We start from the raw sequence: 17445 nt of genomic DNA on the forward strand, positions 1-17445 counted from the left end.
CAAGATCACACTGCATAAGGCAACAGACCAGAGGCAATCTTATGAAGCGTGCAATGAGTACCGTGAAGAATATCGCAGCAGCTGCAATGACGCTGGCTGTGTTTTTTGGCTTTGCAGGCTTCAAGCCCGTCACCGCAAACGCTGCACAGGCTGCCATGCCTGCCACCGCTTCTGTGGAAGAAGAGAACTCCTACTTTGAGGAAGACGCTTACCAGCGCAGCTTCCTGACCCTGATCAATAACGAGCGTGCACAGGCTGGTCTGGCTCCTGTTGCTTTGGGCGACAGCAACCACAACGCCGCTGCAATGGAGCGTGCCGAAGAGCTGGCAGTTTCTTACTCCTACGTTCGTCCCAACGGTCAGCGCGATTTCACCGTTCTGGCAGAGAACGGTATCAGCGATGTCTCCATCGGCGAGAACTACATGGCCGGCTGCTCCACCCCCGATTCCGCAATGGATCAGTGGATGGCTACCGACTTCACCCGCGAGCGTATCCTGAACGCCGATGCTACCACCGTGAGCGTTGGCTACTATGAGGGCGGTGTTTACAATAACTATTGGGTGCTGATCTTCTCTTACCCCGAAAATTCTCACACCGAGGATTACCGTCAGGAAGTTCTGAATCTGGTCAATGCCCAGCGCGCAAAGTATGGTCTGACTGCTCTGAAAATGGGCGATGACGCTTTGACCGCCGCTGCACAGACCCGCGCCGAGGAGATCGCCGTTGTGAACTCCCACGTCCGTCCCGATGGCTCTAAGTGCTTCACCGTCCTGAAGGACTATGGCGTCACCGATACCCCCACCGGCGAGAATGCCGCATGGGGCAGCGTCTCTCCTGAAGAAGTCGTCAATGCATGGATGAACTCCGAAGGCCATCGTGCCAATATCCTGAACCCTGAGGCTCGCAAGATGAGTGTTGGTTACTACTACAACAGCAACAGCACTTGGGGTCATCAGTGGATCCAAATCTTTACCAAGTGATTAACTGCTTTCTTCTTATAAAAAGACTGGCGGGGCCGCAAGGCTTCGTCAGTCTTTTTATTTGCGCCCGTTTGTGTTATACTTATTCTGAGTTATTATCAGGAGGATCTAACGTGGAGGATTACCGCACCGTCCGGGGCACGGCCACCGGCGAATATGAAGAGAAAAAAAGCCGCTTTATCGCACAGCTTTCCTTTGCTGACAGTGAGGAAGCTGCGGTGGCTTTTCTGGAGCAGGTGCGGGCGGCTAACCGCACCGCGCGGCACAACGTTTACGCTTACCGCCTGCGGGCGGGCAACCGCGAGCGCTATTCCGATGACGGCGAGCCGGCCAAGACCGCCGGTACGCCCGCGCTGGAAGTGTTGCAGCACAGCGGCCTGACAGACCTGATCGTGGTGGTCACCCGCTACTTTGGCGGGGTGCTGCTGGGCACCGGCGGCTTGGTGCGCGCTTACACTACCGCCACTGCCCGTGCGCTGGAAAACGCCGAGGTGGTCACTGTGCGCAGCGTGGTGGAATTACAAGTGACAGTGGACTACGCCCTTTACGAGCGTGCATCTCTGCTCATTGACGCCGCCGGGGCAAAGCAGGCACCGCCGGAGTTTACAGACCGGGTCACCCTGCGCTGGCAGATGCCGGAGCATACCGAAGCCCCGCTGCTGGAGCAGCTGCGGGAACTGACCCGGGGCAGCGCTCAGGTAACGGTGTCTGACCCGTTCTACGCACCATTTTAAAAAACAAAGTCTTTTTTGCAAACCGACACGGAACTTCCCCCTTCGACACGGCCGATGTGCTACAATTGCCGTAGCGCAGCAATTGGGATCGGCTGTGCGCAGAGGGGAGGGGAGAAGCCCGAAAAACAAAAGGAGGATCTGTATGGATGTGCGCCGGAGAACCGAGGAGATCGAACACCTCACCTTTGCACCGTGGGCGACCTTCAGCGATGCAAGCCGCGGCAGAGTCGTGCCGGAGCCGCAGGACCCGCTGCGCCCGGTGTTCCAGCGGGATCGCGACCGGGTGCTGCACTGCAAGGCCTTCCGGCGTCTCAAGCAGAAAACGCAGGTGTTCCTCTCGCCGGAAGGTGACCTGTACCGCACCCGGTTGACCCATACGCTGGAAGTTTCGCAGATCGCCCGCACCATTGCCCGGGGTCTGCGCCTGAACGAGGATCTGACCGAGGCCATCAGCCTTGCGCATGATCTGGGGCACACTCCCTTTGGCCACGCAGGCGAAAAGGCACTGAACGACCTTTGCCCGGACGGCTTCCACCACTATATGCAAAGCCTGCGTGTGGTGGATCGGCTGGAAAAGGATGGCGAGGGTCTTAACCTGACATGGGAGGTGCGCAACGGCATCGTTACCCACACCAAGGGCACATGGGCGGCTACCCCGGAAGGGCGCATCGTGCGTCTTGCGGATCAGATCGCCTTTGTCAACCACGATATCGAGGACGCCGTGCGCGCCGGTGTGCTGGACGCTGCCACCCTGCCCAAGGACTGCACGGCAGTGCTGGGGCAGACTAAGTCCGCCCGCATCACCACTATGATCAACAGCATCCTCACCCACAGCGAGGAAGATGTCCGCATGGGCACCGAGGAATACGAGGCTTTTCTCGCTTTGCGGGATTTCATGTACGCCACCGTGTATGTGGACAAAAACGCCAAGCGCGAGGAGCAGAAGGTGGACAAGCTTATCGCGGAACTGTACGAGTACTACCTGACCCATGTGGATCAGATGTCCAACTTTTATGTGCAGCTGGCCTATCAGGAGGGACGGGAACGCGCCGTCACCGACTACATCAGCGGTATGAGCGACGAGTTTGCCATCCGCACCTTTGAAGAACTGTTCGTGCCCCAGAAATGGCACGTCCTTTAAAACTGGAGAGGTCGTTTAAAACAACATGATCCCACACGAATACATCGAGGAGCTCACCCGCCGCACCGACATCGTGGAACTGGTGGGCAGCTATGTGCAGCTCAAGCGCAAGGGACGGCTGTACGGCGGTCTGTGCCCCTTTCACAGCGAAAAAACGCCGTCCTTCTATGTGTACCCTGACACCCAAAGCTTTTACTGCTTCGGCTGTCAGGCAGCCGGAGATGCCATCAGCTTTGTCAAAAAGATCAACAATATCAGCAGCGGCGAAGCTATCAAGATGCTGGCTTCCCGCGCCGGTATGCCGGAGCCGCAGGAGGACGACAAGACCGGACGTCTGCGCAGCCGGGTGCTTTCCATGAATAAGGAGGCCGCCCGCTTCTTCCACGCCTGCCTGAACTCTACCGTGGAGGAGGCACGGCAGGCGCGCGCTTACTGGCGGCGGCGCGGGCTGGACGATAAGACCATCGTCCGGTTCGGGCTGGGCTATGCCCCCAACGATGGGCAGGCACTGTACCAGTACCTGCGGGATAAGGGCTACAACCAGCAGGAACTGGACGCCAGCGGCTTGTTCAAACGCAGCCAGTCCGGGCGCATCTACTGTCTGTTCTGGAAGCGTGTCATGACCCCTATCTTTGATCTGCGCGGCAACATCATTGCCTTTGGCGGGCGCGTGATGGACGACTCCAAGCCCAAATACGTCAACAGCCCGGAAACGCTGGTCTACCACAAATCCGAGACGGTGTTTGCCATGCAGATCGCCAAGCGCAGCGCCTCCCGGCGGTTCGTGCTGTGCGAGGGCTACATGGATGTCATCAGTATGCAGCAGGCGGGCATCGACACCGCCGTCTGCGCCTGCGGCACCGCCCTGACCCCCGGGCAAGTGCGCATCATCAGCGAGTATGCCGATGAGGTCATTCTGAGCTATGACTCGGACGAGGCTGGCCAGAAGGCGACCCTGCGCTCACTGGAACTGTTCCGCAACAGCCCGGTAAAGGTGGGCGTTTTGCAGATTCCCGGCGCAAAGGACCCGGACGAATACATCAAAAAATACGGCCCGGAGCGTTTTCAGGCACTTCTGGACGGGGTGGGCAATGCGTTGGACTTCCGGCTCAAGCGCTTGCGAGACCAGTATGATCTCTCGCAGGATGCGCAGCGGCTGCAATATGTAAAGGAAGCCGTGGAGATGCTGGCCGAGCGCTCTAACCCCACTGAGCAGGAGGTGTACGCCGGGCGGCTGGCAGAGGAGACCAACATCTCCAAAACCGCCATTCTGGCGCAGCTGGGCACCGCAGTAAAGCGGGCGGGCGGCAAGTACCGCCGGGAGAAAAATCGCGAGCTGCTGCGCTCCGGTGAGATGGATCAGATCAAGGTGCCTTACAGCGCAGGCGGCAGTCAGGCGCTGGGCATCGCCAGCGCCCAGCAGCGGCTGCTGGCAGCCATCCTGCGGGAGCCCCGCTATCTGGAATTGGCCAAACAGCAGCTGACGGCGGAGCAATTCATCCAGCCGCAGCAGAAGGAACTATACGAAGCGATGCTCAATTGCAGCCGGGAGGGCGTGGAACTCAGCCTGACTGCACTGCGGGCATTTGTAAGTGAAGAAGCATTGAATGAACTGAGCCGGCTTGCGGCACAATACAGCGATGTGAACTGCACCCCGGACGATATCCGTCTGTATCTGGACAGGATCGCCCGGGGAATGCCGGTTGCTAGCAAAGCTGCTGCAATGTCCGGCGATGAGATCACACAGTATCTTCAGTCGATGCGCGAAAAAAAGCAGGGGACTCTGCCCGAACAAGACTGATCCCTGTTTTCCCTCCGGCTGGAGCTGGAGAGAAAAGGAGCAGGAATCATGCAGAAATTGTCGCAAACGGAAGAACTTGCCCGCAGCCTTGCCGCAAAGGCTCACCGTCACACCCTGACCACAGAGCAGATCAGCCGTGCCATGGAAGAAGCGGATTTTGATATTGCACAGCTGGACGAGCTTTACGCGGCGCTGGAGCAGCGGGGCGTTCATCTGGCAGAGGAGGAGCCTGCCGAGCTGCCTGTGCTGGATGATGCCCAGATCGGCAGGCTGGAGAATGAACTATCCTCGGAGGGTGTGGCACTGGATGATCCGGTCAAGACCTATTTAAAGGAGATCGGCCGGGTGCCGCTGCTGACCGCCGGACAGGAGATGGCGCTGGCAAAGGCTGCCCGGGCCGGGGATGCAGATGCCCGCCGCGCCTTGAGCGAAGCAAACCTGCGGCTGGTGGTATCGGTAGCCAAGCGCTACGCCGGGCGTGGACTGCCTTTTCTGGATCTCATTCAGGAGGGCAACCTCGGCCTGATGAAGGCTGCTGAAAAGTTTGAGCCGGAGCGGGGCTTCAAGTTCTCCACCTACGCAACCTGGTGGATCCGTCAGTCCATCACCCGCGCCATTGCGGATCAGGGACGCACCATCCGTATCCCGGTGCATCTGGTGGAGAGCATCAACCGGGTCAAGAAAACGGCAGGCGATCTGCTGCACAAAAATGGGCGGGAGCCCACCGTGGAGGAGATCGCCGCCGCACTGGATATGGAGCCGGACAAGGTGCGGGAACTGTTGCAACTGTCGCAGGAACCCATCAGTCTGGAAACGCCGGTGGGGGAGGAAGAGGACGCCCATCTGGAGGACTTTATTCAGGACGAGGACGCCGGTGTCCCGGTGGACGAAGCCGGGCGCCAGCTGCTGCGGCGGGAACTGCTGCACGTCCTTAAAAGCCTGACGCCCCGGGAGGAGAGGGTCATCACCCTGCGCTTTGGTCTGGAGGATGGCCGTGCCCGCACCCTGGAAGAACTGGGCAAGGAGTTCAACGTGACCCGGGAGCGGGTGCGTCAGATCGAAGCAAAGGCGCTGCGCAAGCTGCGCCACCCCAGCCGCGCAAAGCTGCTGCGGGATTATCTGGACGAGTGAGCATTCTATATAATAGGACAAGGCCGCTGCACGGCGTTCCGTGCGGCGGCCTCTTCTTTTTGCGGCAGGGAAGCGGAAAAGTAATACCTCCGGGCGCAAGAGCAAAGATAGACAAATTGCACAAGGGTGTTATGAACAGGAACGTGCAAAATAAAAAAATCAAGTACTTGAAAAGTAAACGGCTACACGCTGCCGGGCGTTCGAAAACAAACCGAAAATTAAATTTATTTCGGCAAAAAACTGAAAAATGGCTTGACAACAGGGGTTTTGGGGTGTATACTGCATTAGTATCACATAATGGACTAGTGCGTCAAAAAGGGAGCTGTGATGGCTGCCACTTGAGGGGTCACCCCGAAAAGTTTGTGCAAAATGCCGGAAGGTTCCGCAGGACGCGGGTCGAATTATGTGTGTCTGCTCAAATTTGACCCGCGTATACGACATCCCGTAGAATATAAAAGTAAGGAGTGGTTGATTTTATGATGAAAGTCAAGCCCGTAAAGCTCGGCAAAACCGAGCGCATGAGCTTCTCCCACATCGACGAAGTCATCAGTATGCCGAACCTGATCGAGGTGCAGAAGAACTCGTATCAGTGGTTCCTGGATGAAGGCCTGAAGGAGGTCTTCCACGATATCGGCACCATTGAGGACTACACCGGCAATCTGGCACTGAGCTTTGTGGACTTCCGGCTGGATAAGGAGCCGAAGTACAGCATCAAGGAGTGCAAGGAGCGCGACGTTACCTTTGCAGCCCCCCTGCGCGTCACTGCCCGTCTGCTGAACAAGGAGACCGGCGAGGTGAAGGATCAGGAGATCTTCATGGGTGACTTCCCCCTGATGACCGACGCAGGCACCTTTGTCATCAACGGTGCTGAGCGTGCAATCGTCAGCCAGCTGGTCCGCTCTCCCGGTGTGTTCTACGGCCATGCGAAGGATAAGGTCGGTAACGACCTGTACAGCGCCACCATGAACCCCAACCGCGGTGCATGGCTGGAGTACGAGACCGATGCCGCCAACGTGTTCTATGTCCGTATCGATAAGAACCGTAAGCTGCCCGTCACCGTGCTGTGCCGTGCACTGGGCCTGTCCTCTAACGAGGATATCCTGAACTACTTCGGCGAGGACGAGCGCATTCTGGCCACGCTGGAAAAGGATACCACCAAGAACCGCGAGGAGGGCCTGCTGGAGGTCTACCGCAAGCTGCGCCCCGGCGAGCCCCCCACGGTGGAGTCCGCTACCAGCCAGATCGATATGCTGTTCTTCGATCCGCGCCGGTACGACCTGTCCCGCTTCGGCCGCTATAAGATGAATAAGAAGCTGTCTCTGGCACGCCGCATCATGGACCATGTGGCCGCAGAGAACGTGGTGGATCCCTTCACCGGCGAGATCCTTGTCGAGGCCGACAAGAAGATCGACCGCAAGCTGGCCGAGCGGATCGATGCTGCCGGCGTGAATCTGGTCGTGCTGAAGATCGATGATCCCATGAAGGATCAGCCCCACAAGGTCAAGGTCATCACCAACGGCTGCGTGGATGCACAGGCCATCATCGACAGCTACTACCCCGCATTCAAGGGTGTGGATGTCAAGGAGTGCGGCATCAACGAGCGCTGCTGCCTCAAGGAGCTGCGCAAGATCCTTGATAACGCCTCCAGCGCCGAGGAGGTCATGGAGAGCCTGAAGAAGGATCACGACCTGCTCATCGGCCGTACCGTCACCATCGACGATATCCTGTCCTCCATCAACTACCTGAACGGTCTGGGCTACGGCATCGGCACCACCGATGATATCGACCATCTGGGCAACCGCCGTATCCGCAGCGTGGGCGAGCTGCTGCAGAACCAGTTCCGCATCGGTTTCTCCCGTATGGAGCGCGTCATCCGTGAGCGCATGACCCTGCAGAGCCAGGATCAGAGCGTCATCACTCCGCAGGCACTGATCAACATCCGTCCTGTGGTGGCAGCCATCAAGGAGTTCTTCGGCTCCTCTCCGCTGTCTCAGTTCATGGATCAGAATAACCCTCTGGCTGAGCTGACCCACAAGCGCCGTCTGTCTGCTCTGGGCCCCGGCGGTCTGAGCCGTGACCGCGCAGGCTTCGAAGTCCGCGACGTTCATTACAGCCACTATGGCCGTATGTGCCCCATTGAGACCCCTGAAGGCCCCAACATCGGTCTGATCTCCTATCTGGCATCCTACGCCAAGATCAACGAGTACGGCTTCGTGGAGGCTCCCTACCGCAAGGTCAAGAAGATCTACGACGAGAACAACAATCTCATCGAGCAGGTCGTCACCGACGAGGTGGAGTATATGACCGCCGATGTGGAGGACGAGTACGTTGTGGCACAGGCCAACGAGCCGCTGGATGAAGGCAAGCACTTCATCCGTCCCCGTGTGTCTGCCCGCCGCCGCGACGAGATCTTGGAAATCGACGCAGAGAAGGTCGATTACATGGACGTTTCTCCGCGAATGATGGTCTCTGTTGCTACCGCTTGCATCCCCTTCCTGGAGAACGATGACTGTAACCGTGCACTGATGGGCTCTAACATGCAGCGTCAGGCAGTGCCTCTGATGGTCACCCAGCAGCCCATTGTTGCTACCGGTATGGAGTACAAGGCTGCTACCGACTCCGGCACCGCTGTGCTGGCCAAGAGCAACGGCGTTGTGGAAAAGGTCGACGCCGACCATGTTGTGGTGCGCAACGAGCAGGGCGCTCTGGAGGATTATTCTCTGATCAAGTTTGCCCGCTCCAACGCAGGCACCTGCATCAACCAGCGCCCCATCGTAGAAGTGGGCGAGACCGTCACCGCCGGTCAGGTGCTGGCCGATGGCCCCGCAATGCGCAACGGCGAGATCTCTCTGGGTAAGAACGCCCTGATCGGCTTCATGACCTGGGAGGGCTACAACTACGAGGACGCCGTCCTGCTGAACGAGAAGATCGTGCGTGAGGACGTGTACACCTCCATCCACATCGAGGAGTACGAGACCGAGAGCCGCGATACCAAGCTGGGACCCGAAGAAATCACCCGCGACATCCCCAACGTTTCTGAGGACGCCCTGAAAGATCTGGACGAGCGCGGCATCATCCGCATCGGTGCCGAGGTCAAGAGCGGCGATATTCTGGTCGGTAAGGTCACCCCAAAGGGCGAGACTGAGCTGACCGCTGAGGAGCGCCTGCTGCGCGCCATCTTCGGCGAGAAGGCCCGCGAGGTGCGCGACACCTCTCTGCGTGTGCCTCACGGCGCATACGGCATCATTGTGGATGTCAAGGTCTTTACCCCGGAGAACAGCGACGAGCTGCAGCCCGGTGTGCGCGAGGTCGTCCGTTGCTATATCGCCCAGAAGCGTAAGATCAGCGTCGGCGATAAGATGGCAGGCCGTCACGGTAACAAGGGTGTTGTTTCCCGCATCCTGCCGCAGGAGGATATGCCCTACCTGCCCGACGGCACTCCGCTGGATATCGTGCTGAACCCGCTGGGCGTGCCTTCCCGTATGAATATCGGTCAGGTGCTGGAAGTCAACCTTGGCTACGCTGCCAAGGCCTGCGGCATCAAGGTCATGACCCCTGTCTTTGACTCTGCCCGTGAGAACGACATCGGCGATACCTTTGATACCGCCCGCGAGATGTGGCACGGTGAGAATGCACCTGCATACCCCACCAAGCTCCCCAAGATCATGGGCGAGAAGGGCCACATCATCGACTTCTCCAAGATCGAGCTGGATCGTGACGGCAAGACCACCGTTTACGATGGCCGTACCGGTGAAAAGTTTGATAACCGCGTTACCGTTGGTTATATGTACTACCTCAAGCTGCATCACCTGGTCGACGATAAGATCCACGCCCGTTCCACCGGCCCCTACTCTCTGGTCACTCAGCAGCCTCTGGGCGGCAAGGCTCAGTTCGGCGGTCAGCGCTTCGGCGAGATGGAGGTCTGGGCACTGGAAGCTTACGGCGCCGCTTACACCCTGCAGGAGATCCTGACTGTCAAGTCCGATGATGTGGAGGGTCGCGTCAAGACCTACGAAGCCATCGTCAAGGGCGAGCCCATCCCGCAGCCCGGCATCCCCGAGTCCTTCCGCGTTATGCTGAAGGAACTGCAGTCTCTGGGTATGGACGTGATCGTGCAGGATAAGGACGGCAACGAGATCGATATGCGCCAGAACTTCGATGATGAAGAGACCGGCTTTGATATGCGTGACGTTGCCGGTACCGAGACTGTGGTGCAGGAGAGCGAACTGACTGATTACAACATCAAGGACGCCGATGCAGGTTTCGATGATCCTTCTGTGCTGGAGGACGATAACTCCGGTGCCGAGGCTCCGGCTGCTTCTGACGAAGTAGATTTCTGATCTGGATACACAACACAGCCTTCCCCCTTGGCCGCGTGCTGCGGCAGGGGAGAAGCGCCTGTGATCCTGTAACAGAAAAGCCGCCTGTATCATCGAAACAACTAGAGATTAAGAAAGGGTTCGTTTCATGGAAAACAACGTTTTCGATTCCATTAAAATCGGCCTTGCCTCCCCGGAGCAGATCCGCGCTTGGAGCTACGGCGAGGTCAAAAAGCCCGAAACCATCAACTACCGCACCCTGAAGCCGGAGCGTGACGGCCTGTACTGCGAGCGCATTTTTGGACCTACCAAGGACTGGGAGTGCCACTGCGGTAAGTACAAGCGCATCCGTTACAAGGGCAAGGTGTGTGATCGCTGCGGCGTCGAGGTCACCAAGGCCAAGGTCCGCCGTGAGCGTATGGGTCACATCGAGCTGGCCGCTCCTGTGAGCCACATCTGGTACTTCAAGGGCATCCCCAGCCGCATCGGCCTGATGCTGGACATCAGCCCCCGCCTGCTGGAAAAGGTGCTGTACTTTGCAAGCTATATTGTCACCGATCCCGGTCTGACCCCGCTGGACAAGAAGCAGCTGCTGACCGAGAAGGAATACCGCGAAATGCGCGATCGTTACGGCGACGAGTTCGAGGCTGCCATGGGCGCCGAGGCTGTCCAGACCCTGCTGAAGGAGATCGATCTGGATCAGCTGAGCGCTGAGCTGACCGCCGAGGTGGAAAAGTCCTCCGGCCAGAAGCGCGTGCGCATCCTCAAGCGTCTGGAGGTTGTTGAGGCTTTCCGCATCTCCGGCAACCGTCCCGAGTGGATGATCATGGATGTGCTGCCCGTGCTGCCGCCTGACCTGCGCCCCATGGTTCAGCTGGACGGCGGCCGCTTTGCCACCTCCGACCTGAACGACCTGTACCGCCGCGTCATCAACCGCAACAACCGTCTGCGCCGCCTGCTGGAGCTGGGCGCTCCTGACATCATCGTGCGCAACGAGAAGCGTATGCTGCAGGAGGCTGTGGACAGCCTGATCGACAACGGCCGCCGCGGCCGTCCGGTCACCGGCCCCAACAATCGTGCACTGAAGAGTCTTTCCGATCTGCTGAAGGGCAAGCAGGGCCGCTTCCGTCAGAACCTGCTGGGCAAGCGTGTTGACTACTCCGGCCGTTCCGTTATCGTCGTCGGCCCTGAGCTGAAGATGGATCAGTGCGGTCTGCCCAAGGAGATGGCTCTGGAGCTGTTCAAGCCCTTTGTCATGAAGGATCTAGTGGAGAAGGGCATTGCCAACAACATCAAGTCCGCCCGCAAGATGGTCGAGCGCGCAAAGCCCGAGGTCTGGGACAGCCTCGAGACCGTCATCAAGGGTCACCCCGTGTTGCTGAACCGTGCACCTACCCTGCACCGTCTGGGTATTCAGGCCTTTAACCCCGTGCTGGTGGAAGGCCGTGCAGTCAAACTGCACCCGCTGGCCTGTACCGCATTCAACGCCGACTTTGACGGCGACCAGATGGCAGTCCATCTGCCCTTGAGCGAGGACGCCTGCCGTGAGGCTAAGATGCTGATGCTGGCTTCCGGCAACCTGCTGAAGCCCTCTGACGGCGCACCTGTTACCGTGCCTACGCAGGATATGATCCTGGGCAGCTACTACCTGACCACTGTCCGCGAGAACGACGAGGGCGCAGGCAAGGTGTTCCGTGATGAGAACGAGGCTCTGATGGCTTACGCCGAGCACGTCATCACCCTGCACGCACCCATCAAGGTGCGCCGCACCATGACCATTGACGGCGTGGAGCGCACCGGTCTGGTGGATGCCACCGCCGGCCGCATCATCTTCAACAATCCCATTCCCCAGAACCTGGGCTATGTGGATCGTACCGATCCCGAGCACTGGCTGGAGTACGAGGTCAGCTTCCGCGTGACCAAAAAGACCCTGCCCGAGATCATCTCCCGCTGCATGACCCGCAACGGCACCCGCAAGTGCGCTAAGATGCTGGATGCCATCAAGGCACAGGGCTATAAGTACTCCACCCTGTCTGCTATCTCCGTGGCTGTGTGCGACGCTGTGATCCCGCCCCAGAAGCAGGAGCTGATCGCCGAGGCCGATAAGGAAATCGCCAAGGTCGGCAAGCTGTTCAACCGTGGTCTGATCTCGGATAACGAGCGTTACAACAAGACCATCGATATCTGGCAGAAGACCACCGATAAGGTCTCCAAGGCTCTGGCAGACAACCTGCCCAAGGACAACGAGATCTATATGATGGCAGACTCCGGTGCTCGTGGTTCTATGAACCAGATCAAGCAGCTGGCCGGTATGCGCGGCCTGCTGGCAAACACCGCCGGTCACACCATCGAGATGCCCATTCGTGCAAACTACCGCGAAGGTCTGAACATTCTGGAATATTTCGTTTCTGCCCGTGGTGCTCGTAAGGGTCTGGCTGATACCGCTCTGCGTACTGCCGACTCCGGTTACCTGACCCGCCGCATGGTCGATGTTTCTCAGGACGTCATCGTCCGCGAGATCGACTGCGGCACCACCGATGGCCTGTGGGTCTCTGAGATCCACGAGGGCAAGGAGAAGATCGAGAGCTTCCGCGAGCGTCTGATCGGCCGTTTTGCCGTGGGCGATGTGGTCAATCCCATCACTGGCAAGGTTATCGTGCCCGAGGGCAAGATGATCGACCTGTACGATGCCAACGAGATCGAGGCAGCCGGTATCACCCGTCTGAAAATCCGCAGCCTGCTGACCTGCCGTGCAAAGACCGGCGTCTGCGCACGCTGCTACGGTTCCGATATGGCCAACGGCGAGCCGGTCCGTCTGGGCGAGTCTGTCGGTGTTATCGCCGCAGAGTCCATCGGCGAGCCCGGTACTCAGCTGACCATGCGTACTTTCCATACCGGCGGTATCGCATCTGCCGAGGATATTACACAGGGTCTGCCCCGTGTTGAGGAGCTGTTCGAGAGCCGCCGTCCCAAGAGCATGGCCATCATGAGCGAGATCTCCGGTGTGGTCTCTCAGGACGACACCAAGAAGAACGTGGTCATCAAGGTCACCGGCAAGGACGAGAACGGTGCTGAGGAAGTCAAGAGCTACTCCATCCCGTTCACTCAGCATTCCCGCGTGATGCCCGGCGACCGCGTGGAGAAGGGCGACATCATCACCCGTGAGGGCGTGCTGTACCCGCAGGATATTCTGGCCATCAAGGGTCTGGAGGACGTGCAGAACTACCTGATCAACGAGGTCCAGAAGGTCTACCGTCTGCAGGGCGTTGAGATCAACGATAAGCATATCGAAGTCATCGTCCGTCAGATGTGCCGCAAGGTGCGTGTGACCGACTCCGGCTCCTCCAACCTGATCGGCGGTGCCTTGGCAAGCCGTCTGGAGGTGGAGAACATCAATGCCGATCTGCAGAAGCGCATTGATGCAGGCGAAGAGGGCCTGAAGCTGGTAGAGTATCAGCAGGTGCTGCTGGGCATCACCAAGGCTGCTCTGGCCAACGATTCCTTCCTGTCTGCTGCATCCTTCCAGGAGACCACCCGCGTGCTGACCGAGGCTGCCATCAAGGGCAAGGTCGACCCGCTGTCCGGTCTGAAGGAGAACGTCATCATCGGTAAGCTGATCCCCGCCGGTACCGGTCTGCCGGAGGTGCGTGAGGATCTGAAGAACCGTGAGGCTGAGCGCGATGCCGAGATCGCAGCCGAGCTGGCTGCCTCCGCACAGTAAGCGCGGCATCTGTCAGGATCTGATCCGTTAAACAAAACCGCTCCGTGGGCGAAAGCCTGCGGGGCGGTTTTTGCGTGCCAAAGGCAGCGCAGCAGGGGATGGAAAAGGCACTTTTTCTGCCCAAAACTGTCTGAAAGAAAAAATCTGGAATAAATACAAAAAAATTTGCAAAAACTGTTGACATCCGGCCGCAAAGCGGGTATTATATAACTGTTGCGCGTCCCTCATGGGGATAGTGCGGCAAAAAAGTCGGAAAATCTTCCGATGTTCATCATTAAGAAAGGAGAAACAAAATGCCTACTTTTAACCAGCTTGTACGCAAAGGCCGTGAGGTCCTGACTACCAAGAGCACCGCTCCCGCTCTGCAGAAGACTTATAACTCTCAGAAGAAGCAGTACTCTGATCTGAGCAGCCCCCAGAAGCGTGGTGTCTGCACTGCAGTTCGTACCATGACCCCCAAGAAGCCTAACTCTGCTCTGCGTAAGGTTGCTCGTGTCCGCCTCACGAATGGTATCGAGGTCACCTCTTACATTCCCGGTATCGGCCATAACCTGCAGGAGCACTCCGTCGTGCTGATCCGTGGCGGCCGTGTTAAGGACCTGCCCGGTGTGCGTTACCACATCATCCGTGGTACCCTGGATACTCAGGGTGTGGCAGGCCGTAATCAGGCCCGCTCCAAGTACGGCGCAAAGCGTCCTAAGGCCGGTGCTGCAAAGAAGTAATTGAGGACAACCGCCATAAACGGCTTTCCTTTATATAAATAACAAGTCCGCTTAAAAGCGGAGGGTAACGGTTTATGTAAGGTCAGCTCTTTGTGACACAACGGGAGTTTTATTACTTTCGAGTACCGATGATATCATTCTGTGAAGGAGGGAAGAAAGATGCCTAGAAGAGGTAACATTGCTAAGCGCGATGTCTTAGCTGATCCTATTTACAATTCCAAGATGGTCACCCGTCTGGTCAACAGCGTCATGCTGGATGGCAAGAAGGGCGTCGCTCAGAAGATCGTTTACGAAGCTTTCTCCATGATTCAGGAAAAGACCGGCAACGATCCTCTGGAGACTTTCGAGAAGGCGATGGAGAACATCATGCCCAGCCTCGAGTGCAAGACCCGCCGTGTTGGTGGCGCTAACTACCAGGTTCCCCTGGAGGTCAGCCCCGCTCGCCGCGAGACTCTGGGTCTGCGCTGGCTGACTGCCTACAGCCGCACCCGTGGTGAGAAGACCATGGCACAGCGTCTGGCTGCTGAGATCATGGATGCTGCCAACAACACTGGTAACGCCGTGAAGAAGCGTGAGGACACTCACAAGATGGCAGAAGCTAACAAGGCTTTCGCACATTTCCGTTATTGATCTGTTCTGTAGGAGGTTAATTTCATGGCTACACCCAGAGAAGTTTCTCTTCAGATGACGAGAAATATCGGCATTATGGCTCATATCGATGCCGGCAAGACGACCACTACCGAGCGTATCCTGTACTACACCGGTATCAACCATAAGATCGGTGAGGTCCACGATGGCGGCGCCACGATGGACTGGATGGTTCAGGAGCAGGAGCGTGGTATCACCATCACTTCCGCTGCTACCACCTGCTACTGGTCTCACTCCGAGACCCAGAAGGATCCGGTCGCGTTCAAGAAGAATCGTCACCGCATCAACATTATCGACACTCCGGGCCACGTGGACTTCACTGTTGAGGTCCAGCGCTCTCTGCGCGTTCTGGACGGTTCTGTGACCGTTCTGGCCGCAAAGGGTGGTGTCGAGCCTCAGTCTGAGACTGTTTGGCGTCAGGCTGATGAATACAAAGTCCCCCGTATGGTGTACGTCAACAAGATGGACACCATGGGTGCTGACTTCTTCCGCTGCATCAAGATGCTGCATGATCGTCTGCACGCCAACGGCGTGGCCATCCAGCTGCCTATCGGTCAGGAGGATACCTTCCGCGGTATCGTTGACTTGGTCGATATGAACGCTGAGGTCTACTACGACGACATGGGCAACGATATGCGTACCGAGCCCATCCCCGAGGATATGGTCGAGCAGGCTGAAGAGTACCGTAACATTCTGGTCGAGGCTGTTGCCGAGAACGACGAAGAGTTGATGGAGAAGTACCTTGAGGGCGAGGAAATCACCCGCGAGGAACTGAAGAAGGCTATCCGCAAGGAAACCATTGCAAATACTCTGGTTCCCGTTGTCTGCGGCTCTTCCTACAAGAACCGCGGTGTGCAGAAGCTGCTGGACGCTATCGTTGACTATATGCCCGCTCCTACCGATGTTGAGGACATCAAGGGTGTGAATCCTGAGACCGAAGAGCAGGAGACCCGTCCGTCTTCCGACGACGCTCCCTTCGCAGCTTTGGCTTTCAAGATCGCTACCGACCCGTTCGTTGGTAAGCTGGCATACTTCCGTGTGTACTCCGGTAAGGTTGAGGCAGGTACTACTGTTTACAACTCTGTGAAGGACAGCAAGGAGCGTATGGGTCGCATCCTGCAGATGCACTCCAACCACCGCAAGGATATCGACTGCTGCTATGCAGGTGATATTGCTGCTGTTGTCGGTCTGAAGAACACCACCACTGGTGATACTCTGTGTGATGAGAATCATCCCATCATTCTGGAGTCCATGAAGTTCCCCGAGCCCGTTATCCGCGTTGCTATCGAGCCTAAGACCAAGGCTGGTAACGAGAAGATGGGTATCGCGCTGGCAAAGCTGGCCGAAGAGGATCCGACCTTCAAGACCTACACCGATGAAGAGACCGGCCAGACCATTATTGCTGGTATGGGCGAGCTGCATCTGGAGATCATCGTTGACCGTCTGCTGCGCGAGTTCAAGGTTGAGGCAAACGTGGGTGCACCTCAGGTTGCTTACCGTGAGACCATCCGCAAGGAGGCCAACCAGGAGACCAAGTACGCACGTCAGTCCGGTGGTAAGGGCCAGTACGGTCACGTTAAGATCAAGATCGAGCCCAACGAGCCCGGCAAGGGTTACGAGTTCGTCAACGCTATCGTTGGCGGCGCTATCCCGAAGGAATACATCCCTGCTATCGACAACGGTATTCAGGGTGCTATGAAGGCTGGCGTTCTGGCAGGCTATCCTGTTGTTGATGTTAAGGTCACCCTGTGGGATGGTTCTTATCATGAGGTCGACTCCTCTGAAATGGCCTTCTCCATCGCTGGCTCTATGGCATTCAAGGATGCTATGCGCAAGGCTGATCCTATCATCACCGAGCCCATCATGAAGGTTGCTGTTATCGTTCCTGATGAATATCTGGGCGATGTTATCGGTGACCTGAACGCTCGCCGTGGTCAGATCCAGGGCATGGAGGCTATGGCCGGTACCCAGCGTGTCAACGCATTTGTGCCTCTGGCTCAGATGTTCGGCTACGCTACCGACCTGCGTTCCAAGACTCAGGGTCGTGGCCAGTATGTTATGGAGCCCTCTCACTACGAGCCGGTTCCCAAGAACATTGCTGACCAGATCATTGCTGGCCGTACCAAGGGCTAAGCGCTGAAAAGCATGAGAATTTTGCCGGGGTAGTGTAACTCCGGCAAAATTTCCTGTAAAAGCACTTGATTTTACAGGGCAAATTTAGTAGAATAGCCTTGCAGTGCAATGTCTG

At 57.7% G+C, this 17445-nt stretch carries 10 protein-coding genes; all 10 read left to right on the top strand.

All coding sequences use genetic code 11. From position 1 onward, the window contains the following. Window positions 1–41 precede the first annotated feature (41 nt). The 10 genes from C7J97_RS01625 (at window position 42) to fusA (ending at window position 17330) form a co-directional block, all read left to right on the top strand. Window positions 42–980 carry a CAP domain-containing protein gene (locus tag C7J97_RS01625; protein ID WP_112120764.1) on the top strand — a complete coding sequence of 313 codons (939 nt, stop codon included), beginning with the start codon at window positions 42–44 and terminating at the stop codon, window positions 978–980. 113 nt (window positions 981–1093) lie between these two features. Further along, window positions 1094–1714, top strand: coding sequence for an IMPACT family protein (locus C7J97_RS01630; protein WP_005926201.1), 621 nt, complete (start codon window positions 1094–1096; stop codon window positions 1712–1714). Window positions 1715–1856: 142 nt separating this feature from the next. Further along, window positions 1857–2855: a deoxyguanosinetriphosphate triphosphohydrolase gene (locus C7J97_RS01635; protein WP_015538447.1), complete on the top strand. Its 999-nt coding sequence runs from the start codon at window positions 1857–1859 to the stop codon at window positions 2853–2855. A gap of 25 nt (window positions 2856–2880) precedes the next feature. Next, window positions 2881–4656, top strand: a complete 1776-nt coding sequence (gene dnaG, locus C7J97_RS01640) for a DNA primase (protein WP_112120761.1) — start codon at window positions 2881–2883, stop codon at window positions 4654–4656. Window positions 4657–4704: 48 nt separating this feature from the next. Next, the gene (gene rpoD, locus C7J97_RS01645; protein WP_005926193.1) at window positions 4705–5787 is read left to right on the top strand and encodes an RNA polymerase sigma factor RpoD; all 1083 of its coding nucleotides are present in this window, start codon (window positions 4705–4707) and stop codon (window positions 5785–5787) included. 476 nt (window positions 5788–6263) lie between these two features. Next, window positions 6264–10127: a DNA-directed RNA polymerase subunit beta gene (gene rpoB, locus C7J97_RS01650; protein WP_112120760.1), complete on the top strand. Its 3864-nt coding sequence runs from the start codon at window positions 6264–6266 to the stop codon at window positions 10125–10127. 127 nt (window positions 10128–10254) lie between these two features. Next, window positions 10255–13827, top strand: coding sequence for a DNA-directed RNA polymerase subunit beta' (gene rpoC, locus C7J97_RS01655; RefSeq protein ID WP_113991858.1), 3573 nt, complete (start codon window positions 10255–10257; stop codon window positions 13825–13827). 293 nt (window positions 13828–14120) lie between these two features. After that, a complete protein-coding gene (rpsL, locus tag C7J97_RS01660; RefSeq protein ID WP_005926182.1) occupies window positions 14121–14549 on the top strand; it encodes a 30S ribosomal protein S12 in 429 nt (142 codons plus the stop codon). 159 nt (window positions 14550–14708) lie between these two features. After that, window positions 14709–15179 (top strand): 30S ribosomal protein S7, encoded by a 471-nt coding sequence (gene rpsG / locus C7J97_RS01665; RefSeq protein WP_005926179.1) that lies wholly within the window; start codon window positions 14709–14711, stop codon window positions 15177–15179. 24 nt (window positions 15180–15203) lie between these two features. Then, the gene (fusA, locus tag C7J97_RS01670) at window positions 15204–17330 is read left to right on the top strand and encodes an elongation factor G (protein ID WP_080545323.1); all 2127 of its coding nucleotides are present in this window, start codon (window positions 15204–15206) and stop codon (window positions 17328–17330) included. Window positions 17331–17445: the final 115 nt, after the last annotated feature.

Origin of the sequence: Faecalibacterium prausnitzii (genome assembly GCF_003324185.1) — a bacterium.
In the GTDB taxonomy this organism is placed as follows: domain Bacteria; phylum Bacillota; class Clostridia; order Oscillospirales; family Ruminococcaceae; genus Faecalibacterium; species Faecalibacterium prausnitzii.